The 22,247-nt window shown below is 52.3% G+C and carries 18 protein-coding genes and 1 pseudogene; 4 read left to right on the top strand and 15 right to left on the bottom strand.

All coding sequences use genetic code 11. From position 1 onward, the window contains the following. Nucleotides 1-79 precede the first annotated feature (79 nt). Nucleotides 80-2,448 (bottom strand): annotated as a pseudogene (locus NSQ51_RS08600) (immune inhibitor A domain-containing protein). Nucleotides 2,449-2,718: 270 nt separating this feature from the next. Here NSQ51_RS08600 and NSQ51_RS08595 point away from each other — a divergent pair. Both NSQ51_RS08595 and map read left to right on the top strand, forming a co-directional pair. Next, nucleotides 2,719-4,023 (top strand): ATP-binding protein, encoded by a 1,305-nt coding sequence (locus NSQ51_RS08595; RefSeq protein ID WP_033017012.1) that lies wholly within the window; start codon nucleotides 2,719-2,721, stop codon nucleotides 4,021-4,023. A 162-nt stretch (nucleotides 4,024-4,185) separates the two neighbouring features. Beyond that, complete coding sequence (gene map, locus NSQ51_RS08590) at nucleotides 4,186-4,935, top strand: type I methionyl aminopeptidase (protein ID WP_033017013.1); 750 nt, start codon at nucleotides 4,186-4,188, stop codon at nucleotides 4,933-4,935. Between the two features lie 174 nt (nucleotides 4,936-5,109). Here the strand turns inward: map and NSQ51_RS08585 are convergent, their stop codons facing one another. Further along, on the bottom strand, nucleotides 5,110-5,511 hold the full coding sequence (locus NSQ51_RS08585) for a secondary thiamine-phosphate synthase enzyme YjbQ (RefSeq protein ID WP_033017027.1): 402 nt from the start codon (nucleotides 5,509-5,511) through the stop codon (nucleotides 5,110-5,112). 143 nt (nucleotides 5,512-5,654) lie between these two features. Between NSQ51_RS08585 and NSQ51_RS08580 the strand changes: the two genes are divergently transcribed. Beyond that, complete coding sequence (locus tag NSQ51_RS08580) at nucleotides 5,655-6,662, top strand: MBL fold metallo-hydrolase (RefSeq protein WP_033017014.1); 1,008 nt, start codon at nucleotides 5,655-5,657, stop codon at nucleotides 6,660-6,662. 43 nt (nucleotides 6,663-6,705) lie between these two features. Here NSQ51_RS08580 and NSQ51_RS08575 read toward each other — a convergent pair whose 3' ends face one another. The 13 genes from NSQ51_RS08575 to NSQ51_RS08515 form a co-directional block, all read right to left on the bottom strand. Continuing rightward, on the bottom strand, nucleotides 6,706-7,551 hold the full coding sequence (locus NSQ51_RS08575) for a TIGR03943 family protein (protein WP_033017016.1): 846 nt from the start codon (nucleotides 7,549-7,551) through the stop codon (nucleotides 6,706-6,708). A 15-nt stretch (nucleotides 7,552-7,566) separates the two neighbouring features. Continuing rightward, nucleotides 7,567-8,433: a permease gene (locus NSQ51_RS08570; RefSeq protein ID WP_033017017.1), complete on the bottom strand. Its 867-nt coding sequence runs from the start codon at nucleotides 8,431-8,433 to the stop codon at nucleotides 7,567-7,569. A gap of 117 nt (nucleotides 8,434-8,550) precedes the next feature. After that, nucleotides 8,551-10,419, bottom strand: coding sequence for a PTS fructose transporter subunit IIABC (locus tag NSQ51_RS08565; RefSeq protein WP_121650119.1), 1,869 nt, complete (start codon nucleotides 10,417-10,419; stop codon nucleotides 8,551-8,553). A gap of 24 nt (nucleotides 10,420-10,443) precedes the next feature. After that, a complete protein-coding gene (gene pfkB / locus NSQ51_RS08560) occupies nucleotides 10,444-11,355 on the bottom strand; it encodes a 1-phosphofructokinase (protein WP_033017020.1) in 912 nt (303 codons plus the stop codon). Then, nucleotides 11,352-12,104, bottom strand: coding sequence for a DeoR/GlpR family DNA-binding transcription regulator (locus tag NSQ51_RS08555; RefSeq protein ID WP_033017022.1), 753 nt, complete (start codon nucleotides 12,102-12,104; stop codon nucleotides 11,352-11,354). Before NSQ51_RS08555 ends, pfkB begins: the two co-directional genes overlap by 4 nt. A 185-nt stretch (nucleotides 12,105-12,289) precedes the next feature. Further along, nucleotides 12,290-13,201: a FixH family protein gene (locus tag NSQ51_RS08550; RefSeq protein ID WP_225995627.1), complete on the bottom strand. Its 912-nt coding sequence runs from the start codon at nucleotides 13,199-13,201 to the stop codon at nucleotides 12,290-12,292. Between the two features lies 1 nt (nucleotide 13,202). Beyond that, nucleotides 13,203-13,865 carry an ABC transporter ATP-binding protein gene (locus NSQ51_RS08545; RefSeq protein WP_049626713.1) on the bottom strand — a complete coding sequence of 221 codons (663 nt, stop codon included), beginning with the start codon at nucleotides 13,863-13,865 and terminating at the stop codon, nucleotides 13,203-13,205. Then, a complete protein-coding gene (locus NSQ51_RS08540; RefSeq protein WP_049625248.1) occupies nucleotides 13,862-14,659 on the bottom strand; it encodes an ABC transporter permease subunit in 798 nt (265 codons plus the stop codon). Before NSQ51_RS08540 ends, NSQ51_RS08545 begins: the two co-directional genes overlap by 4 nt. Further along, nucleotides 14,656-15,957, bottom strand: coding sequence for a nitrous oxide reductase family maturation protein NosD (locus NSQ51_RS08535; protein WP_049625247.1), 1,302 nt, complete (start codon nucleotides 15,955-15,957; stop codon nucleotides 14,656-14,658). Before NSQ51_RS08535 ends, NSQ51_RS08540 begins: the two co-directional genes overlap by 4 nt. Continuing rightward, a complete protein-coding gene (locus NSQ51_RS08530; protein WP_042382788.1) occupies nucleotides 15,954-16,520 on the bottom strand; it encodes a hypothetical protein in 567 nt (188 codons plus the stop codon). The genes NSQ51_RS08535 and NSQ51_RS08530 overlap by 4 nt, the downstream gene beginning before the upstream one ends. Nucleotides 16,521-16,570: 50 nt before the next feature. After that, nucleotides 16,571-18,439: a Sec-dependent nitrous-oxide reductase gene (gene nosZ, locus NSQ51_RS08525; protein WP_049626714.1), complete on the bottom strand. Its 1,869-nt coding sequence runs from the start codon at nucleotides 18,437-18,439 to the stop codon at nucleotides 16,571-16,573. Nucleotides 18,440-18,460: 21 nt separating this feature from the next. After that, a complete protein-coding gene (locus tag NSQ51_RS08520; RefSeq protein WP_121650120.1) occupies nucleotides 18,461-18,916 on the bottom strand; it encodes a cytochrome C in 456 nt (151 codons plus the stop codon). Between the two features lie 252 nt (nucleotides 18,917-19,168). Further along, nucleotides 19,169-20,686: an IS1182 family transposase gene (locus tag NSQ51_RS08515; RefSeq protein WP_339240708.1), complete on the bottom strand. Its 1,518-nt coding sequence runs from the start codon at nucleotides 20,684-20,686 to the stop codon at nucleotides 19,169-19,171. Nucleotides 20,687-20,846: 160 nt separating this feature from the next. Between NSQ51_RS08515 and NSQ51_RS08510 the strand changes: the two genes are divergently transcribed. After that, on the top strand, nucleotides 20,847-22,214 hold the full coding sequence (locus NSQ51_RS08510; RefSeq protein WP_342462659.1) for an ISLre2-like element ISGsp3 family transposase: 1,368 nt from the start codon (nucleotides 20,847-20,849) through the stop codon (nucleotides 22,212-22,214). Nucleotides 22,215-22,247 lie beyond the last annotated feature (33 nt).

Below are 22,247 nucleotides of genomic sequence, written 5' to 3'. Positions count from 1 at the left end.
TCGTTGAAGTGGGAGTCTTCTCGCCTAATTAAGATAAATGTTCAGCGCACGGAAATGTTCCGTGCGCCTTTGGAGGTGGTCAGCGGTGGATCAACACACGCGCTGCCGTGCAGTCAGCGCTTTCACCGATGACGCGGATTTTTAGGCCATAGTTGGGCACGTTCCGGCCGGCGTCGACGGCCCCTTTATTGTCATACGACCGGCTGTCGTCAAACACCGGCGTCGGCGATGTATCGTTGTCGATCAGCTGTGAGCCATTGATTGCCACGCGGAATGGGGCTCCTTTTTGCAGGCTGAACGCCGCATCGTGCACTTGATAGCGAGTCGACGCTGTCGTATTGCCCGACCATTTTAACGTATGCTGGTCGGCATCCACAACGCCAAGAAACCCTTCGCCCGGATGGACGCCCGTCCAGTTGTTGTCATAGCCTTCATCCACATACCAGACGACAAGCCCTGGATCGTACGAAAGAAGCCGGTCGCCGCGCAAAATATGGGCGAGCCCTTCATCGACGCCGCGGTGGTTGCGCCATTCAAGCAAATAATAATGCTTCGAGCGCGCGATGCCGTCGCTTTTCGCAAAACCGTCCAACGCGAAAGCGCTGTCGCCCTCTGCATCGTCTGTGAGCGCGATTGTTCCATCTGCCGTCACTTGAATGTTGTCAACATACCAGCCAGCTTCCGACACCGCTACATCAGTGATATAATGGAAGCGAAGGTCAATCGTTTGTCCTGCATAGGCCGACAAGTCAAATTCCGCCTTCACCCAGCCGTTTGACGTACCGGTAATGCCGTTGCCAGGGTTTTGCCCGTACGGATTGTCGGTCGTTGTAATGTTTCCTTGAATTGTTGTCCATTCGTTGCTGCCATGCGGTTTTACTTCCACCGCCCCGTAATCACAATCTTTCTCAATCGCATACCATGTATCAAATGCCAGCATCGCCTTGGACGCTTTCGTCAAATCGATCGTCGTTGCCATCGTATGATCTAAGTTGTTTCCGCTTCCAGAGAAATAGGCGTACACACCGCTTGGCGGGGTCGTGATGACCGTTTCTTTGTCCGGCAAGTTGATGCGCACGGCATCGTTGTTCGTCCCTTTCGTGTTCGCTTCATCGAGCACGACTTCAACACCGTTTGGCGTTACTTCGTTCCACTCAACGGTCGTTCCGCTCAGCCAGTTGCTGCCGGGCATGGTCGACTGCAAAAACTGTTTCGCCCAGGCGCTGAAGCCGGTCGGCTCCGTGCCCGGAATGCGCCCCGCCCAACTCCCGCTGGACATAATCGACCAATAGGCAATGGGCTCGCCCAAGCCGGAGTAAATCGTATCATATTCATCCGGCAGCCCTAAATCGTGGCCGTATTCATGGGCAAACACCCCTGCCGCCCCATCGGCCGGTTCGATTGTGTAGTCGTACGCCGCCAGCTGGCCGCGCCAATACGGCACATCGGTTGTTGTGTTCGGGATGCGATAGACCGATCCTAAATTCCAGCGGTGCGACCAAATCGCGTCGCCGCCGAGCGAACCGCCGCCCGCCTCTTCACCGACGCTCGAGTGGATGATCATCAAATGATCGATCAAGCCGTCCGGCTCGCGGTAGTTGCCGTCGCCATCCAAATCATACCGATCCTCTCGGTCAAACTCGCGCAAATTGATGCTCGGGTCTTTCGCAGCCGCCGCCAGCGCCTCGCGCACAAGCGCCCGCGGATTGGCGTCATTGCCATCCGGGGTCGGCACGTTGCCGCCATAGTATTTAGCCGGATACTTCGCCTGATACCAGCCCGCCACTTTTCCTTCGATCGAATAGCTGCCGCCTGATTGCTCTTCATAATACTTTTTTTCACCGAGATGAGTTTTTCTCCGTTCGGTCCTGCGTAATAGCCGTCATCCCCGCCGAAAATCATGTCTTCATAATGTTCACGGGTATAATCTTTATAATACATATCCGTCTCATTCGGTTGAATGCGGTTGTGCGGAAAATCCGGGTATTCAATGAGCAAAACGAGCACGCGGTCCACCCGCTTGCCACCGTTCCATGCCTCTGGCTTGACAGACGGAACGGAATCTTTTTTCGTCTGGCCAAGCTTTTTTCCTTTCCCATTCAAAATACTGTTTTTCTGCCCCTTCTCGCGCAGCACATCAGCCCGCTTTGCCTCGTATTCGTGCAATTCTCCTTTTTCTTTCGAAGTGTGGGCCGCCTTTTGTTTTAAATAGGCGCGCACCGCTGCTTCCGCCTCAGCTGGGGTGGCGTCAGCGCGAAGCTTGCCGCTTTTTTTCAACATCTCCGCCAGCTTCTCTTCATTCGCCACCGCCAAATCGACCGGACCGCCGTGCCTGGCTGCCAAAGGTGCTCCCGAATTGGCGGCCTGCGGGGTAGCCGCCGGCACTGCCCATAGGCCCATTCCAAGCGACAGCGCAGCAACAAGTGATGTGATCGACCGTTTCTTCAAAAACACCCCTCCATATCAAATAAAATGTTGATAGAAAATATATACAATTAAAATATTATAGAATAATCCCAAAAAACGAAAGGGAATTTTTGACTAAGAACAAAACAGTTCTTTTTGCCTATATCTGTCGAAAAAACGAGATTTATAGCAAAAAAAGACTATCGATTTCACCTTAACAGACCCGTGATGTTCCGGTTACAATGTAATATATTCACGGTTTTTGTAGAAATTCTGGTTATGCATCTTGACGATGGGAAAGAAGGTGCCGCGATGCTGAATATTTTCAAAGACTTTTTGCTGAACTTGTTTTTTATTCTCCTGCCGGTGTTTCTTGTCCCGCTATGGACGGAGCAAGAAAAAGGGCCAAAGCGCCTCCGCCTGTATTTGCCGACCGCTTGTTACGCCATTGTAATCGTCCTATGCATCACTCTTCCGGTCGGAACAGAGAGCAATTTCATCTTCGACTTGCAGCAAATTCCTCTGTGGCTTGGCGGTTTGTACGGCGGAGCGGGGGCGGCGACGGTTTTAGCGTTTACGGCGATCGCCTACCGCTCGCTGTTCGGCGGAGCTGGCGTCTTCGTCACCGTCGTCGTTTCCATCGCCATCGCTGCAACAAGCAGTTTATTGACAAAACGGTTTGTCGAGCTGCCAACCAAACAGCGCACGCTGTTCGCTGCATCGCTCAGCTTCGGCTCTGGCCTATTGACCGTCGCCATAGCGGAGTGGATGGCTGCTGCGGTTTCTCCTCCGCCTTCCGTTGCGCTTATCTTTTTGTTTGTACAGCCCATCAGCATGCTCATCGTTTGTTCGTTTCAGGAAATGGTGCACCATAACATCGCGCTGCGCAAACGAGTGATTCGCGCCGAGAAAATGGAAGCCGTCACCCATTTAGCTGCTTCCATCTCTCATGAAATACGCAATCCACTCACCGCGGCGCGTGGGTTTATCCAACTGATCGAAGAGCAGCCGCTCGCTGCCGACAAACGACGCCAGTATGCGCGCATCGCCATTGAGGAGCTTGACCGAGCTGAAGCGATCATCACCGATTACTTGACGTTTGCCAAGCCGGCCCCGGAGATGCCGGAAAAGCTGAACGTCAAACTGGAAGTGAAGCGGGCCATCGACATCATCCGTCCGCTCGCCAATATGAGCTGCGTCGATATTCAAGCGACGCTTGCCCCATTTTCCGTCATCGGTGAGCGCGAAAAATTCCGTCAATGTTTGCTCAACGTAATGAAAAACGCCATCGAAGCGATGCCTAACGGCGGGACGTTGCAAGTATACGTCTCCATTGACAACGGACGTGTGCTCATCCGCATCGCTGATACCGGCGTTGGTATGACGAAAGAACAGCTCGAACGGCTTGGCGAACCGTATTTTACGACGAAAGGCGTCAAAGGCACGGGGCTCGGAATGATGGTCGTCTATCGCATTGTCGAATCAATGAACGGAACAATTCGAATTGAAAGCGAAATACATAAAGGAACGACGGTATCGATTTATTTGCCGCTCGCTCCGTCCCCATCCCTATCCACGATTTCCGATAAAGAAAAGCAGTTGTTTGCCGTCTTGTAAACGCCGCGGCCAAACCGGGGGAAGACAATAACCAGCGAAACAAAGGATGCCTGTTCGGGTGTCCTTTTTCTTTGTCCTATGTTCCCGACAGTTTATCACCACTGGCGTTTTTGTTACAATACTATAGGATGGAAACATACCAAAGGAAAAGGAGACAGTTGCATGATTCACGTCAAAACGGAACGAGAAATTCAGTTGATGCGTGAGGCGGGGAAACTCTTGGCCGCCTGTCATCAAGAGATCGCCAAACGCATCGGACCGGGCGTCACAACGATGGAAATCGACCGGTTCGTTGAAACGTTTTTGGCCAAATACGGCGCCAAACCGGAACAAAAAGGATACCGCGGCTATCCGTATGCGACATGCGCTTCCATTAACGATGAAATTTGCCACGGGTTTCCGCGCAATGAGCCGCTGAAAGAAGGCGATATCGTCACGATCGATTTTGTCGTCAATTTGCGCGGAGCGCTCGCCGATTCCGCCTGGACGTACGCCATCGGCGACGTCAGTGAAGACGTGCAAAAACTGCTTAACGTCACCGAGCAGTCGCTCTATAAAGGAATCGAGCAAGCCGTTCTCGGCAATCGGATCGGCGACATCGGCCACGCCATTCAAACGTACGTCGAAGCGCACGGCTTTTCCGTCGTACGCGATTTCACCGGGCATGGCATCGGGCCGACGATTCACGAAGAGCCGTACGTTCCCCATTTTGGTGAAAAAGGAAAAGGGATGCGCTTAAAGGAAGGGATGGTCATTACGATCGAGCCGATGGTTAACATGGGGGCATGGCAAAGCAAAATGGACGCAAACGGCTGGACGGCGCGCACCATTGACGGCTCGTATTCGGCGCAATATGAACATACGATCGCCATTACGAAAAACGGGCCGCTGATCTTAACGACGACGGCGTAAGGATACAGATATTTCTTGTTCTCAACAGCTTGATTTTTTCGACATTCGAAAAACCCGGGTACACGTTGGCCCGGGTTTTTCGTTCCCTTCTCTTTATTCTGGCCAGACCGTTGCGGCCGCTGTGTTGCCATTGCTTTTTCCTGCTATTTTGTTTACATAATATAATTATGGTTGCTACCCTTTCAGCACTTTCACGTAAAACGTCCGCTGGCGCGGCCCGTCGTATTCACAAAAATAGATGCCTTGCCAACGGCCAAGCAGCAGCCGGCCTTCATGAATGATAACATGTTGCGACGCGCCGACCGTGCTCGCTTTCATATGAGCGGCCGTGTTTCCCTCCATATGGCGGTCAAGCGGATGCTCCCACGGGTACGTTTCATCAAAGCGGCGCATCATATCGCGCTTCACGTCAGGATCCGCGTTTTCGTTAATCGTGATGCCGGCTGTCGTGTGCAGGCAATAAACGATCGCCACCCCCTCTTCTACCCCGGACTGGCGCACCGTTTCTTCGACAAATGACGTAATCTCCACCATTTCATCGCGCTTTGTCGTGCGAAGTGAAAAAGATTGAAGCAAGTCTTTCACCTCCTGAACAAATATTTTGTAGAACAACGCAAAATTTGCTACCATTTAATTATAGCATATGGAACGGCCTCCCACCTGCCATCCCTGCATGGAAACGGGAGTCTCCTAGCAAAGTCCATTGGGGTGAAACTGCCGTGCCGAAACGATACACGAATCTCGACAACGTCTCGACGCACAAAACATGGACCGATTTCCGCCGCTGGCAGCGGGAACGGAAACAAAAGCAAAAAGACTTGTCGTACGTCGTACCGCACGCCGTGCCGCCGCAATGGAACCGGCTTCATCATCCGAACGGACGGCCGCAGCTTTGTTGGATCGGCCATTCGACGTTCGTCGTGCAAATGAACGGCATCACGATCGTCACCGACCCGGTTTGGGCGAAGCGGATGGGCGCGGCCAAACGCTTGACGGCTCCTGGTGTTCCGCTTGACAAGATGCCGCCCGTGGACGTTGTGCTCATTTCCCACGGCCACTATGACCATTTGCATTTCGGCAGCCTCCGCCGTTTGCACGGTGACCCGCACATATTCGTGCCCGAGGGGCTCGGCCGCTTGTTCCGCCGCCGCGGCTATCGCCGTGTCACCGAACTGTCATGGTGGGAAACGGCCTCCTTTCACGGCGTATCGCTCACATTTGTTCCCGCCCAACATTGGACGCGGCGGACGCTGTGGGACACGAACACGTCGCATTGGGGCGGATGGGTGATCACATCAAACGGCGCCCCCACCATTTACTTCGCCGGCGACAGCGGCTACTTCCGCGGCTTTCGCGACATCGGCGAACGCTTTTCCATCGACTATGCGCTCTTGCCGATCGGCGCGTACGAACCGGAATGGTTCATGGGGCCGCAGCACACGACCCCGGAAGAAGCGGTGCAGGCGTTTTTGGACTGCCGGGCCCGCCTGTTTGTGCCGATGCATTACGGGGCGTTCCGCTTGGCCGACGATACGCCGAAAGAAGCGCTTGACCGCCTATGGGCTGAATGGCGGCGGCGCGAATTGGAAGAGGAGCGCTTGCTTTGCTTGAAGCTCGGCGAGGTGATCGATGCCGCCCAAGCGTTGACGGCCCTTTCCCCATTCGACAATTCGTTCAGCCAAACAAGCGCAATCACCACGGTGAAACAAGCGCGGCAAAAGGAATGAGCGCAACTTTATCCAAAAGAGCGAGCCAGTCCGCGGCTCGCTCTTATTCATTGAATTGGCGGTATACGTACGGCTCCTTCGGTTTGGCCACCCTCTCCCATGACGTCACTTTTACATACGGAAGCGTCATATGAAACGGCTGGTAATACATGGTGGATAGCGTACCTTTCACATGAATCCATTCATCATTTTGAAGCGGCACCGTCTTTGGAAACTGAAGGAGCAGCCCGTACACCCCTGAATCCGCAACACAATGAATGATTCCAAAGCGAAGGAGAAACGCCTCATTGGCGCGCGTCGTTTCCTCACGGTAAACAAACCCGGTGAACTCAATGTCGCGGGCGGCGAATGCACCGGGAAACTGATAAATCGTTTCCATGGCATTTAAATAGTTTTGATCATTCAACTCCAAGCGAGCAAGACGACCATATTTTTTCAGCTCTTTTTCCATGGCATTTTGATAATCGTCCCGCCCATAATACATGCTCGTATCCGGACGCAAAAACTGCCGCTGGGCAAACGGATCGCTGCCGTCAGCTGCCATCCCAGGAACATGAATCCCTTTCGCCTTTACGACTTCAGAATCCAGCGTCGCAACGGGAAACAAGAAGGCGGAAACAAGCGGAAAAACAAAAATAAGGTAATTCACCGCCCGCTTCCAGCGCGCGGACGGCTCATGATGATGACCGCAGCATTCTTCCCCATGATCGTGCGGTTCCTCGTTGCGGCTTGCCAGCACAAATTGCACGATCGTTAAAAAAGCAAACACAAACATCGCACTAAACGAAATATACGAATACCGCATATTAATGTATTTGCTCAACTCTCCAGTAATATATAAATGAAAAAACAAAAACGCAAACCCAAGCAAAATATACATGCGAATCATGCCGCCACCTCCTTGCTAGATCAATAGCGATCCGGCAAACACAAACAACGTGATATAGGAAATCAGTTTCCACACAAACCGGGCTCGGAATGACTGAAACAACATGAGCGTATTTTTCACATCGAGCATCGGCCCGTAAACGAGAAACGCTGCCAGCGCGTGAAACGGAAATGTGCTTTGAAACGACGAGGCGATAAATGCGTCCGCCTCGGAACAGAGCGACAGCACGAAGGCGAGCGCCATCATGACCAAAGAGGCCGCCACTTTCCCATTGCCGATCGACACAAGCGCCGACGTTTTCACATACGTTTGCATCGCCGAAGCAATGAACGCCCCAATGATCAAATACTTCCCGGTCGCAAAAAATTCATCGATCGTATGGCGCAGGGTGCCAACGATTTTCTCTTTCCAAGTACGGGGCATCATCGGCATCTCGCGCCGTTCATGGCGCAACTCGCTGCCTTCATGCCGAATCGCCATCACGGCGCCGACAGTGACGGCGACGGCGCAAGCGAACAGCGCCCGGCACAATACCATCGTCCAACTGCTTCCGAAAGCGATATACGTCGAAAACAGCACAACCGGATTGATGACGGGCGCCGTTAACATAAACGGCACGGCCGCGTAAAGCGGCACCCCCTTGGCGACGAGACGGCGGGTGATCGGCACGATGCTGCATTCGCATGAAGGGAAAAACACTCCAAGCAATGTGGCATAAACAATGGCCAAAAGGCGGTTTTTCGGCACCCACCGTTGTACGGCCTCTTCACTGACAAACATTTGAATGACTCCGGAAACAAACACCCCGAGCACGACGAACGGCAACGATTCAATCAATATGCTGATAAAAATCGTATTCAGCTGCAAAAACGTGTTCATCATGGGTTCTCCTCTCATTTACAACCGTTCATTTTACCATGAGAAATGGCCATTGTCATGAAAATTTGGTAAGAAAAATCAAAAAGGCGCTTCGCCTTTGGCGAAACGCCTCTTCTTCTATTATTCTTCCACTTCTTTTTTCCACAGCCCGACCATCAATGCGGTCACGATGGAACCAATCAAAATAGCCAATATATAAAGCCATGCGCTGCCTTTGACGATCGGGATGACGAAAATTCCGCCGTGCGGCGCCGGAAGTCCGATGCCAAACAGCATCGTCAGCGCCCCGGCTACAGCTGAGCCGACGATAATCGACGGAATGACCCGCACCGGATCGGCCGCCGCAAACGGAATCGCCCCTTCCGTGATGAACGAAGCGCCCATAATATAGCACGTTTTGCCGGCCTCGCGCTCGGCTTTCGTAAACTTCTTCTTGAAGAATGTCGTCGCCAGTGCCAATCCGAGCGGCGGCACCATCCCGCCGGCCATAATGGCCGCATGCGGCGCATAGTTGCCCGCTTCAATCATGGCCAGCCCAAACGTATACGCCGCTTTGTTGATCGGTCCGCCCATATCAACCGCCATCATGCCGCCCAACACCGCACCAAGCAGCACTAAGTTCGCGGTTCCCATGCCGGAAAGCCAATGTTTCAACCCTTCATTCAACGCTTTGACAGGATCGATGACCACATACATCATGATGACGCCGGTGAGAAAAATGCCGAATACCGGATAGAGCAGCACCGGTTTAATCCCCTCAAGCGACTGCGGCAAGCGGCTGAACAGTTTCCGCAGCCCGACGACCAAATACCCGGCCAAAAAGCCCGCAATCAATCCACCCAAAAACCCAGCGCCGCCGTTCGCCGCCAGAAAGCCGCCGACCATCCCCGGCGCAAACCCTGGTCGATCGGCAATGCTCATGGCGATGAATGCGGCCAGCACAGGAACCATCAACGCGAACGCATTGCCACCGCCGATGTCCATTAACAGTTTGGCAAACGGATGATACGACGGATCGTTCGGGTCAAACGCTTTAATGCCGAACGTGAAGGAAATGGCAATCAAAATCCCGCCGCCGACGACAAACGGAAGCATATTTGATACGCCGTTCATCAAATGCTTGTAAAAACCGGTGCGCGGTTTCGCCGCCCCCACGCTGCCCCGCGCCGCACCGCCTGCCCGATAAATCGGCGCGTCTTGGCGGAGCGCCTGCTCGATGAGCTTCTCCGGCTCGCGGATCGCACGAGCGACCGGCACTTGGATGACAGGTTTCCCGTCAAAACGGTCCAAGTCGACTTGTTTATCGGCTGCGACAATGATCGCCGCGGCTTCTTCAATCTCCTGTGCGGTGAGAGCGTTTTTCACTCCATCTGAGCCATTGGTCTCGACTTTGATGGATACCCCCATTTCGGCTGCTTTCGCCTTCAGTGCATCAGCGGCCATATACGTATGAGCGATTCCGGTCGGACAAGCGGTTACTGCCAGCACTTTCCGCCCGTTCCCTGCCTGCACCGCTTGCTGTGGAGCTTCTTGCTCGCTTTCTTTCGCGGCAACCAAACGGATAATCTCCTCCTCGCTTGAAGCGGTTTCAAGCTGAGCACGGAACGATGCATCCATCAACATCGACGACAAGCGGGCGAGCGCCTCAAGGTGCATCTGCTCCCCGCCTTCTGGCGCGGCGATCATGAAAAACAAATGGCTTGGCTTGCCATCGAGCGACTCATAATCAATGCCTTCCACTGAACGGCCGAACGCCACCGCCGGGCGCTTGACCGCCGCCGTTTTGGCGTGCGGAATGGCGATGCCGTCGCCAACGCCGGTCGTGCTTTGTTTTTCCCGCGCCCAAATGGCTTGCTTAAACACTTCCACATCGCTGACCGCTCCCGCTTCGGCAAGCTTTTCAGCCAGTTCATCAATGACTTCGCCCTTTGTCTTCGCTTGAAGCGCGAGAATCATCGTTTCTTTTGTCAACAAATCTGTAATCTTCATTGGCCCAATCCCCCTTTATTTTCTTTATAAATGCACGATATGGACGCGGTCGACGAGCGCTTCCACTTCCTCTTTCGTACACAAATCTTCCGAAAACGCGGTCGCGCTTCCAGCGGCGACACTGTAAGCGAATGCTTCCTCAATCGATTTCCCATCCGCTTGAGCGGCCAAAAATCCAGCGACCATTGAATCGCCCGCCCCGACCGAATTTTTCACCGTTCCTTGCGGCGCTTCGGCAAACAACGCTGTTTCCTCGTTGAAGTAAAACGCCCCGTCGCCGCCCATTGACACAATGAGATGTTCCACTCCCTTTTCCACCAGTCGTCGGCCATACAACACGATGTCTTCTCTTGTCACCATCGCAACACCAAACAGTTCGGCCAGCTCATGATGGTTCGGCTTAGCCAAAAACGGGCGGCACGCAAGCAACGCCCCGAGCGCCGGACCGCTCGTGTCGACAACAAGGCGAACGCGACGGTTCACCGCCCGAGCCGCTAATCGCTCGTACATGTCCGCCGGCAGCGACGTCGGCGCGCTTCCAGCAAGAACAAGCACATCACCGGCCGAAAGCGCTCCAATTTTCGCGATCAATTGCGCGGCATCGTCATCGGCAACCGCCGGGCCTTCGCCGTTAATTTCCGTCTCCCGCCCCGCTTTCAGTTTGACGTTAATGCGCGTTTGCCCTGGGACATGAACAAAATCGCAGGCAATGCCTTCTTTCCGAAGTTCGCTTTCAATGAACCCGCCGGTAAATCCGCCGATAAACCCAAGCGCCGTGCTGTCAACACCCAAGCGCTTCAACACACGCGACACGTTGATCCCTTTCCCGCCCGGAAATGTGAACGTTTTCACCGAGCGATTCAGTTCGCCAACATGAAGCTCATCGAGATGAACGATATAATCAACAGATGGATTTAACGTACATGTGTAAATCATGGAGCCACAACCTCTACTGTTGTTTTTGTTCGATACAAATCGTTCCACTCTTCATCCAATTCATCGGTGATCAACACCGCTTCATACAAATCCGCAATTTTTGCGAACGCGCTTTCATTCAACTTCGAATGGTCTGCAAGCACATACGCACGCTGCGCCAGCTGCATGGCCGTATATTTCACCAGCGCCTCTTCCGGGTCCGGCGTCGTATAGCCATAGTCGTAATGAACACCGTTTGCGCCGATGAAACATTGGTCGAAGCGGTACTGCCGCAGCGACTCGATGGCGCCGCGCCCGATTAACGCTTTCGTCTTCGGCTTGATCATACCGCCGACCAAATACGTCGTGACGTTATGCTCAAGCAGCCGCTCGACATGCATCACGCCGTTCGTCACCACAATGACCTCTTTGCCAGCCAAATGCGGAATCATTTCCCACGTTGTCGTTCCCGCATCCAAATAGATGCAGTTTCCTTTTTGTACCAAGCTGGACGCATAGACAGCGATCCGCCGCTTTTCTTCGATATATTTCAGCGATTTTTCCGACACGCTCAACTCTTCGCGCTTCTGCTGCAACAAGGCCGCCCCGCCGTGCACACGGCGCAGTTTCTTTTCGGTCTCAAGCTGTGTCAAATCACGGCGAATCGTCGACTCTGACGCCCCGGTCGCGTCAACGAGCTCTTGCAGCTTGATGACTCCTTTTTGCGCCAACAGGTCCAAAATGAGGCGGTGGCGTTCTTCGGTCAGCACACTCCCACCTCCGATCATCGGGGATATCGCTTACAACTCTATCATATCCCAAGACAACGAAAAAATCAATCAAAAACATTCATTATCACTCAATATTAATCAAAAATAGTATTTAAAACGATCATAATCATTCATCAACAACAAAAAAACATTGCCTTTCATTCCGATCAGGCAATGTTTCTAAACTATCGTCCGGAAAGATACAGTTGAATGGACAAAGAGTCGATTTGGGAAACGAGCAACTCGTCATACTTCTTTTGCGCTAAAAAACGCATCTCCGCCTCCGTTACATTCGGATGCTCATTTTTCACTTGTTCTACCATGTCGTTCCACACGTTTTGCGCCAACAAAACGAGCTGGACATACCGCCGTTCTTGCTTCCAAAATGCCGCCTCACCGTATTGGCGGATGAGTGTTTGAGCGGTTTCGCTCCCTTCGTATTGCCGCTTTCTGTTTTCCACTTCACGATCAACGGCCGGTTCATCTACTGAATAGCCTTTTTCTTCGGCAAGCAGCGCCATCGAGTGCAGTTCAATGAGACGGGTAACAGCGGAGCGGGGCTCAGTCGTCTCATTCAACTGCCGTTTCCAATAACTGAGCCGCTCGTTGAGCTCTTCGCCGCGATACTGCTTTTTGACCGCTTCCATGGCCGAAGAGATCTCAATTTGCCAGCGTGTTTGGTAGAACTTGACTTCTGCCGCTGTAATCGCGGTGCCATTGATCATCGCTGCCACGTCTTGCTTCTTCACCTTGAGGGTAACGAGCTTTTCGACCGTCTCATCGCCGTCTTTGATTTGCAACAAAGCGTCCCATTCTCCGTCCATCGGCAGCTGCACGTTCCCTTCATAAAGGCCGGGTTCCTTCTCCGCCAATTGGACGACTGTTTGCCCGTGATCCATATTCGCCATCTCAAAGACCGCCGTCACTTCAAGCCCACCCGCCGGCTTCCCGTCCTTTTGGATGGCGACCGCAAACGAAGAAGCCGTCCCTTCCTTATAAAAAGGGGTCGTTTTCACCGACACCGTCCAATCGTTTCCTTGACACCCGGCAAGCAAGAAGAGAAGCGCTGCCATCACGATCATCCATTGTTGCCTCACTTTATTCTCCCTCCATCAGTGTGCTAAGCTCAAAATCTTCGACTCGGTATTTCGTGATCTTCCCGTTTTCCAAATAGGCGACATGGGTGCAAAGCTGCCTGACTTCGTCAATATGGTGCGACGACAGCAACACCGTTTTGTTCGACAAAGAGCGTAAAATCGCCAGCACGTCCGCCCTTCCTAACGGATCAAGCCCGCTTGTCGGCTCGTCTAAAATCAGCAAGTCAGCATCGTAGTACAGCATAATAGCAAGCCCGAGCCGCTGCAGCATCCCTTTCGAATACTGCTTGCTTTTCATATGGCGCGCTTCCCATAACCGGACGGTGTGCAAAACGTCTTCGATCCGCTCTTCATCGACCGCGCCGTGCAACGAGGCAAAAAAGCGGACATTTTCCTCCCCCGTTAACTGAGGATACAGCTGAAACTTTTCCGGCAAATAGGCGACTTTCTTTTTCCACTCGTGCCGCCGATGATCAATGCCGTCAATATACACCGTTCCGCTTGCTGCCGGAAGCAAGTTCAGCAAGCTATGAATCAATGTCGACTTGCCGGCGCCGTTTCGCCCGACTAAAGCACACCGCTCCCCTTTCTGAATGACAAGATGGACATCATCAAGCACTTTGTTGTTTCGGTACGAAACTGTCAATCCCGCCACTTCAATCATCGTTCTTCCCCCTTTCGGCTCCACAGCATCGATGCCGCTAGCGCCCCCATCCCCCAGACCGCGATATTGAGCGCAACAAGGACGCCGGGAGAGAAGGAGAAAAATTTTTTCATCGTCCGCGACAAATAATCGAGCGAGAACATCCCGAGCGACGTCTCTAAGTAAAAACGGAGCGCATGAAGCGGCTGCAGAAAATACACGAAGGAGAACACATGCACATTGTCATACGTCACCGACGGCAAAACAGAAAGCAGCGCAAAGTCATACAAATAAATGAAAAAGAACGCGGCAAACAAGTTGGCGCCAATCAACTGAATTTTCGTCTTGCACGCGAAACCGAGCCAAATTCCAATTTGATTAAAAATAAACACAAGCACCATCGTGGCGAGCAAAAAAGAAAGAAAATACGATAAATGAAAGACAAATAAAAACTTGGCCGGAATGATCAAAACGAAGTACCAAATGACAAGCACCGTCATTGTAATGAGCTGGATCGCCGCGCTTTTTTTCCATAAAAACATCCAAGGCGGCCCGCTTTTGACGACAATCATGACCATCGTCCGCTGCTCTTTCTCCTGCATGACGGAAAAAGAAGCAAAAAATAAACAAAGAAGCGGAACGATGTACGCATTCATGTCAAACAGCATCTGCAAAAAAATAGTCAGTCCATGCTCAGCCGGCAACGATTTTGCGCTCATCAATACGGAAAGCGATGCGGCAACAACGAGCAGAAAAAACAGCCAAAACGCCTTCCCCCGCGAAAGCTCAAGCCATTCTTTCCAAATGTAGCTCATCTCCGAATCCTCCTTTTCGGCACGATCACCGCGATGGCTCCAAAGCCGAGCAGTCCCCACCACCAGCCGGCTGATATGGTCTTTTTCACAAGCGGCGCATGATCGACCGCCATCACTTCGTCTGTCTGCCGCCATTCGTTGATCGCCTCATAGACACCTAAGCTCGGCGACGACAAAAACAAATACGCCAGTTCATTTTCTTCCGCTAACTTATGAAAGGAGGACGCATAGCGAAACGGGGAATCCCCTTTCCCATCTTGGTTCAAATCAAGCAACGCCGCTTCGCCGCCCCAGTCGTTGCCAACCCCGCGAAAATCCCACCTATTCCTGTCCCCGCCGCCAAGGCGCGCGACAGCAATCGTATTTTTCCAAATCCGGTTTTCCGTAAACGTTTGCCGCTGTGAACTCGACCAAAGCTCAATGCCGATCTCATTTTGCAAAAAGACATTTCGCTGCAAAAAATTATCGTTCGACTGATCAATATACAATCCCCGCTCGTTTTGATAAAACGTATTGCCAATGATCCGGTTGTCATTTGCCATCTGCAGCAACAACCCAAACGAGCGCATTCCTTTGTTGAAGAAAAAGCGGTTGTTTTTCAGGACAATCCGGTTCGAGTTCATGATCGCCGCCCCGCCGTTATTAAGCATAAACGTATTGTCATCAAACGCGTTATCATCCGAATACATGTAGTGAAGCCCGTAACGGGTGTGAGACACTTCATTTCCTTTGGCGACGTTATGATTGGCGTAGTCAAAAAAGATGCCATCTCTCGTTCCGATAATGGTGTTATGTTCAAGCTCATTAAAATTAGAATAATAAATGTGCAGCCCATTTCCTTGTCCGGCGATTTCTCCGTTTTGTTCGCCGATCACCCGTACGTTGGCAATCCGGTTGTGATGCGCCTGACTCAAGTAAATGCCATGAAACGATTGTTTTACCGTTATGTGTTCTAGCGTATTATAATCGGAATAAACTTTGATGCCGGCGTATTCCTCTTGCGTGCTCCGGCTTTTTCCGCTGTTCGTGACGGTCACATGTGTAATGGTGACATGCGGCGCTTTGATCGAAATCACATTGCCGCGCCCGCTTCCTTGAATGACCGTGCCTTTTGTGCCGATGATGGTCAGCGGTTTGTCGATGACAATATCGCCAATGTACGTTTGGCCTGTTAGGCGAATCGTGCCGTGAGCCGGAGCAGCGTCAATCAGTTGCTGCAGCGTCTGGCCGGCAGCCGCTTCTTTCGGAACATCGAAAAAGAAAAAAATGAACAAGGAAATGAGCAGCCATCGCTTCATGTTTTTCTCTCCTTCCATAGCGGAACGAGCAGGCAAACGAACGCGGCACCGACGAGATACGCACCGGTCGCAAAATAGCTGAACGTCGTAAAGTTGGCGATCCGGTTTTCTCCGAAAATCGGCGGCACAAACGGATCGATATCGATCGGGGCGTTATCGTTTAAATTCGTTCCAAAGTCAGCGAGCCAGCGATGAATATCGTAAAGACCGAGCGCCCCGCCAATGAGAAAGGCGGCGATGAACACGTACAGCCCTCTTTTGCTTCTCGTGAACGCGATGATGAATGCCGCTATGGCCATAGCGATCACGATGTAGGACAAATAGCCAAGTTCCGGAAAGCTCTCTTCACTAAACGGCTTCATGCCGATATAGTGATTGAGTCCGTTAATAATGTCGATATCCCCTTCAAGCCGATTCGGATAAACGATAATCTCTAATCCTTCCGGATATTGCGGAGCGATGAAATCCATCCCCCACCAAGGAAACGCTAAAGACAAAAGCAGCAATCCTCCGGCCGCGCCGACAAAGACGGCAGACAACGGAGACAGTTTCGCTGCAGCCATTTTCTTCACACCTCTTTTGTTAGTCAGGGGGGCGCGTCCGCCCCCTCGGTTTATTGTTTCGGCTTTACCAACAAATACCCGGTCATTTCTTGGTGCAGCGCTGAACAGAAGTTCGTGCAATACAACGGGTACGTTCCCGGCTTATTGGCGGTAAACTCGATCGTGTTCGTTTGTCCCGGCTGAATTTCCATATTCAAGTTATACTGGTTGATGGCAAAACCATGGGTAATGTCCTCATCAAAGTCAAGGTTCGTCAGGTGGATGACAACTTTATCTCCTTCATTCACTTCAATGACGTCCGGCCGCTTCGCATTGGCATCAAAAATAAACTTCGAACGCATTGCGATGCCGTAGACGTGCACCTCATTTCCTTTCCGGACGATGCGGGCGTCTTTTTGGTTGTACACAGCGTCTGGATTGTTGTTCTCTTTCGGGTACACTTCAATCGTTTTAATTTTATCGGCCTTGATCATTTGCCCATAGTGCGGTTCCGGATCGACCGGCGACGATTGGATCACTTTCATTTTGTCACCGCTAATGTCAATGAGCTGCATCGATTCCGGGTGGGACGGCCCGACCGATAAATAGCTGTCTTTCGCCAACTTGTTGAGCGACACTAAATATTTGCCGTCCGGAGATACGGTATCCCCTTCCGCCGCGACGGCATGCCCTGGCGAATATTGAACCGGAACGCGGTCAAGCACTTCGCCGGTTTCCGGATTCCATTTCACAATTTCAGACGAAATAAACATCGTCGTATACGCCATGCCTTTGTCATCAAACTGCGTATGCAGCGGCCCAAGCGCGTTTTCCGGATTGACTTCCCGCTCCATCACCGATTCGTATTTCAAAATCGGGATGCCGTTCCGCTCGCCGGCAAACTCTTTCTTTTCAATCGCCTGAAACGCCTTTTCAAACGAAAATACCGTCAACAACGGGGCGAGCTTCCCGGAGGCGATGAAATATTTCCCGTCTGGGGTAACATCGACGCCATGCGGCGATTTGGCGACCGGCACTAAATAAATGCCCCCTTTATGCTTTTCCGGAAAGATCATTTTTTGACCGCCGACATTGTCATATTTCCCCGCTTTCACCATGTTCTCAAGCTCTTTCCAGTTAAACAGCACGATAAAGTCGCGGTCTTCTTGAGACGCGTTGATTTCCAAGTTTGTTGTCGCTTCTTCCGTATTGTACGTTGTCAGCACGGCCCAATCTTTTGAGATTTTTTTCCCGGCATCGGACAAATCGTACGACCACGGCGGCAACGCAACTTGATAGGCAATGTGCAGCTTTTGCGCCTTTTCATCGAACGTGACCGCACTCATCACACCGCGGTATTTTTCGCTATACTCATCAAGCGAGGCGTACTGATGGCCGAGCGGAACGGAAAATCGGGTCGGCAAAAATAAGTATTCGGTATTCTCCGTCACAAACGCGGCACAGTGCGGACCGCTCGTATTGGGGACTTCGATCATGTCTTTGACTGTAAACGTTTTCAAATCCATCACTGCCGCCCGGCTGTTCGCCACATCGGTCGCAAACATATACTTGCCGTCATATTCTCCATTCGTTTCCGAGAAAGCCGGATGATGCAAATCGCCCCACGTATAGCCGCCAAGCATTTTTTTCGAATGGGTATCCCAGCCGTAGCCGGTCGCCGGATCGGGCGAAAAGACAGGAACCGTGCGAATGCGCCGCATCGACGGCACCCCGTAAATAAACATTTGCCCCGAGTGGCCACCAGAGGCGAACAAGTAATATTCATCTTTTTCACCAAACGGAACGTACACTTTTTCCGCATCGGTTTTGGCCGATGCAGTCGAAACGGTATCAGGAGTGGAAAAATTGCCGAAAAAGACAGTTGACGCCAACACTCCAACTGCCAACCCTGACAACGCGGAAATCACTTTTTTCTTCACTCTCGCTCCTCCCATCGTTTCTTACTTTTCGGATGCTTCTTTTAAGAGAGCAATAATTTCGGCCCGCTCCTCATCTGTCAGCGGATTCGATTTGATCACCCCAGACATCACCGCAGACGTCGGCGCTTTTAAAAACTCTTCAATCGGCTTGCCGTGTTTGCCCTCAACTTCTCGATAAGCGTTCGATAAATCCGGACCGGTCGTCCCTCCTTGCAAGTTAAGCTTGGAAACAGAGTGGCAAGAGAGACAACCTTTTTGTTGCAGGATAGTCCCTTCCTGCGTACTAGCGTTTTTTGTCTTGCCCGCCCCCTTCCCATCCTCTGTCGAAGCTGATGGTTGGGACGATTGAGCCGTCTCTTGTTTTCCTGCCTGCGTCGCATTCGTCTCTCCTTTCGTTCCTCCCAACTGAAAATACGAATAACCGCCAGCCAAACCGATCAAAGCGCTAATGAGAAAAATGACGACCGTTTGTTTCATGCCCCTCCTCCTTCTACAGTGAGAAATTCGTTTACCATTATAGCCACCCGCCCTTGACCTCCCCTGTGCAAAAAATCACTTCATTTCCAAGATCAGTGAACATTATTTGGCAAAAGTGTGGCAAAACGGTGAAAAACAAAAAAGGGGCTGACCCAAAAGTCCGCCAAAAAGCGGACTTTTGGAGTCAGCCCTCTCTGGTTTTTGTATATTTTACCAAACGGAACAAAATTCCGACTCTGTTCTCCCCCTCATTTACGCCACCAAGGACAATTGCTTGTCCCTAGCGGCTTTTTTGAGAAGATTGTGGGCAGCACAAACCAGCCCCCATTCGATGGAAACTTTTTGGAGGCCTCGCAGGACAAAGCGACGAAACCCGCGATTTTGTTTGATTTGCCCAAATACACTCTCAATGTCGGTTTGGCGTTGGCGGTATCGGGCTTGCCCTTCTTCACTCTCCAACCGTTCGCGGGCTTTCTGTTTTTGTTCATGATAGATGGGGTTCCATTGCGTGGTTCGTCCATACTTGGAAGTCGTGCAGGCCGAACGGAACGGACATCCTTCGCATTCATGGCATTGGTAGTGTCGGGTGACCGAGGTGTATCCTGATTCCGTGGTCTGTTTCGAAGTTCCGGTGCGAACCAGCTTTTTCCCATTGGCGCAAATCCAAACGTCTTCTTCTTCCACATAGGTCCAATTCTGCTGATGATGCGGATTTTTCTTGACCTTGCGCGTGTTCTCCTTCTCATACGTATGGTACTTGATCAAGGCCGATATGTGCTTCTCTTCCAGCTTCACGTAGTTCTCTTCCGAGCCATAAGCCGCGTCAGCGATCAAACGTTCGGGTTCCACGCCGTACTTCTCTCGAACGGTCTCCAAATGCGGGAGAAGACAACGAGTGTCGCCCGGCCTCTGATGAAGGGAATACCCCAAAATAAATTGGCCGGAAGAACCCACCTGTACGTTATAGGCCGGCTTGAGCTGGCCGTTTCGCATGTGATCCTCCTTCAACCGCATGAAGGTGGCATCCACATCGGTCTTGGAATAGCTGTTGCGATCCCCGCATACATGGAGTTGGTGTTCATACTTTTCACTGCGGGGCAAGTAGTCCTCCTTCATCTTCTTGATGGCCTTCTTCAACGGTTGGTTGTCCGGCTCGGCCTCCAACCGTTTTTCCCACTCCTCGGTTTTCTTTCGGATTTCTTCTGACGTAAAGGCCGGCGAAGGGTCGATGTCTTCCGCCTTTTCTTCTTCCACGATCGCCTCGATCTGGGCAATCAGCCGATCGACATTGGCTTGGAGTTTCTCCTGGTACTTCTCAGCCGATTTGCGCCAAACGAAGGTGTACCGGTTGGCATTCGCTTCAATTTTCGTTCCATCCACAAAATAATCTTCCATCTTGACATAGCCGTCGGCCACGAGCAGCGTGATCATTTCCCGGAACAGGTCGTCAATCAGGTCTTTCATCCGCTCCGAACGAAACCGATTGATGGAGCGGAAGTCCGGCTTTTGAAATCCACTTAGCCACATGAGGGGAAGGTGGACTTCGAGCTGCCGTGCAATCTCACGGCCATGATACATTTTTTGGGTGTAAGCGTAAAGGAGAATTTTGGTCATCATTTTCGGATGATAGGCGGAGGCGCCCCCTCCTTTGTAGTAAGCAAGAAACGTCTCCATCGGGATGCGTTCAACCATCTCATGAACCACGTGGGCCATGTTATCCCGTGGAATGAGATCGGCGGTGTGAGTAAAATATTTGTGGGTGACATTCAGGAATGATTCTCCGACGAGGGTTGCGAACTTTTGTTCGCGACGCTCGTCGGGGCCACCAAGCGAAGCGCGGTAGAAAAAAGCAAATGTCATGCAAAAAGGACTCTCTCCCTGCTATGATGGTGATTGTCAACATCAACCGAAAACAGGAGGGAGAGAGTCCATGAAACATCTTACCACAGAATGGCCTTTATTAAAAGAGCTGGAGGAACAATTAGTCAGAACTCTTCAAAAGGTGTTCGCTGTCTTGTTGGCGACCCTTTTGGAGGAGATTGATCAACAACTGGCGGAAGCGCGGGACAAGCGGCGGTATCAGCTGAAAGACAAACGGCCGACTACGATCCAAACGCTGTTTGGAGAAGTGACGTTTCGACGGAACTACTACTATGACCGGCAAACGGGGAACTATACCTTCTTGCTGGATGCCGAACTGGGCTTTGATGGAGCGCAGTCGATCAGCCCTTGCCTCGAGGAAACGGCGGTCGAGTTGGCCGTAGAGTGCTCTTCCTACCGCAAAGCGGCCCGTACGTTGGAGTCGATCGTGGGGTATGCGGTCCTAAGCCACGAGGCGATTCGCCAACTGGTGCTGGAGGCCCCTGTCTCGCTGCACCGCCCTGTTTCCCAACGGCACGGCCGAGTGCTATTTGTGGAGGCGGATGGGCTGTTCATTTCCCGCCAGGGGAAAGGGAAACGGGCGAAAGAAGAGAAAATCCTGGCGGTTCACGAGGGATGGAAACGAAACGGTTCGCAGCTCGAGCTCGTGAACCGGCGCCACTACCTCCATGAAGGGGCGGGAGACGTGTGGGAACGGTTTGAAGAGTGGCTGATGAACGAATATGCCTATGATCCGTGCCGGGACCTTTTGATCATCAACGGCGACGCGGCGTCGTGGATCACGGCCTGCCGGGAGTATTTTGGGAAGCGGGCGTGCTTTCAGCTGGATCGATTTCATGTGGCGCGGGAGCTGCGTCAGTGTCTGTCCGGCCATCCGCGTTGGCGGGAGGTGCGGAAGAAGCTGGCGAAACAAGACGAAGAGGGGCTTCTCGTGGAGCTGAACAGCGCGGTCGGCACGTTGGAGGACGAAGCGAAAGAGAAGCAGATGGTTGCCATGATCCGCCGGATCGAGTCGATGCCGGGATGCATCCGGGACTATCGGGAGTGGCTGTCGGAGCAAGGGGTGGAGACGACCGGCATGCGTCCGATGGGCCACGCCGAGAGCGTGATGAGCCGGTTTGCGCATCGGGTGAAATCCCGCCGCAGCTGGAAAGACCAAGGGCTTCGGGCGTTTCTGAGGGCGATGGCGGCCCGAATCGACGGGATTTGGCGGAGAAATGGGCAGTTGGTGGAGGAAGAAGAGACCCGAACGGCGGCCTCGGCCTCAACAAAGTCCAAGCGGATCGAACAGGCCAAACGGAAGGCCGGACGGTTGTGGGCAGATGTGGTGCGTCAGAATCTACCGTGTCTGCAGCGGTCATCCGGGACACCGATCCATCAAGCGTTGTCGGCGCTCCGGGATGGTGGTTGGGTGTAAAAAAATGGAATATCGTATCATCGCCTCAAGATG

This window comes from Geobacillus sp. FSL K6-0789, from assembly GCF_038593135.1.
Lineage (GTDB): Bacteria > Bacillota > Bacilli > Bacillales > Anoxybacillaceae > Geobacillus > Geobacillus stearothermophilus.
Note: the sequence above shows the minus strand (reverse complement) of the source record. Positions and strands in the feature narration are given on the sequence as shown.

Excerpts from the sequence above, each read along its gene's own strand:
- NSQ51_RS08595 (WP_033017012.1), top strand. The coding sequence starts at position 2,719 with ATGCTGAATATTTTCAAAGACTTTTTGCTGAACTTGTTTTTTATTCTC.
- NSQ51_RS08540 (WP_049625248.1), bottom strand. The coding sequence starts at position 14,659 with ATGAGCTACATTTGGAAAGAATGGCTTGAGCTTTCGCGGGGGAAGGCG.
- NSQ51_RS08565 (WP_121650119.1), bottom strand. The coding sequence starts at position 10,419 with ATGAAGATTACAGATTTGTTGACAAAAGAAACGATGATTCTCGCGCTT.
- NSQ51_RS08575 (WP_033017016.1), bottom strand. The coding sequence starts at position 7,551 with ATGATTCGCATGTATATTTTGCTTGGGTTTGCGTTTTTGTTTTTTCAT.
- NSQ51_RS08545 (WP_049626713.1), bottom strand. The coding sequence starts at position 13,865 with ATGATTGAAGTGGCGGGATTGACAGTTTCGTACCGAAACAACAAAGTG.
- NSQ51_RS08510 (WP_342462659.1), top strand. The coding sequence starts at position 20,847 with ATGAAACATCTTACCACAGAATGGCCTTTATTAAAAGAGCTGGAGGAA.
- NSQ51_RS08520 (WP_121650120.1), bottom strand. The coding sequence starts at position 18,916 with ATGAAACAAACGGTCGTCATTTTTCTCATTAGCGCTTTGATCGGTTTG.
- NSQ51_RS08570 (WP_033017017.1), bottom strand. The coding sequence starts at position 8,433 with ATGATGAACACGTTTTTGCAGCTGAATACGATTTTTATCAGCATATTG.
- pfkB (WP_033017020.1), bottom strand. The coding sequence starts at position 11,355 with ATGATTTACACATGTACGTTAAATCCATCTGTTGATTATATCGTTCAT.
- NSQ51_RS08530 (WP_042382788.1), bottom strand. The coding sequence starts at position 16,520 with ATGGCTGCAGCGAAACTGTCTCCGTTGTCTGCCGTCTTTGTCGGCGCG.
- NSQ51_RS08535 (WP_049625247.1), bottom strand. The coding sequence starts at position 15,957 with ATGAAGCGATGGCTGCTCATTTCCTTGTTCATTTTTTTCTTTTTCGAT.
- map (WP_033017013.1), top strand. The coding sequence starts at position 4,186 with ATGATTCACGTCAAAACGGAACGAGAAATTCAGTTGATGCGTGAGGCG.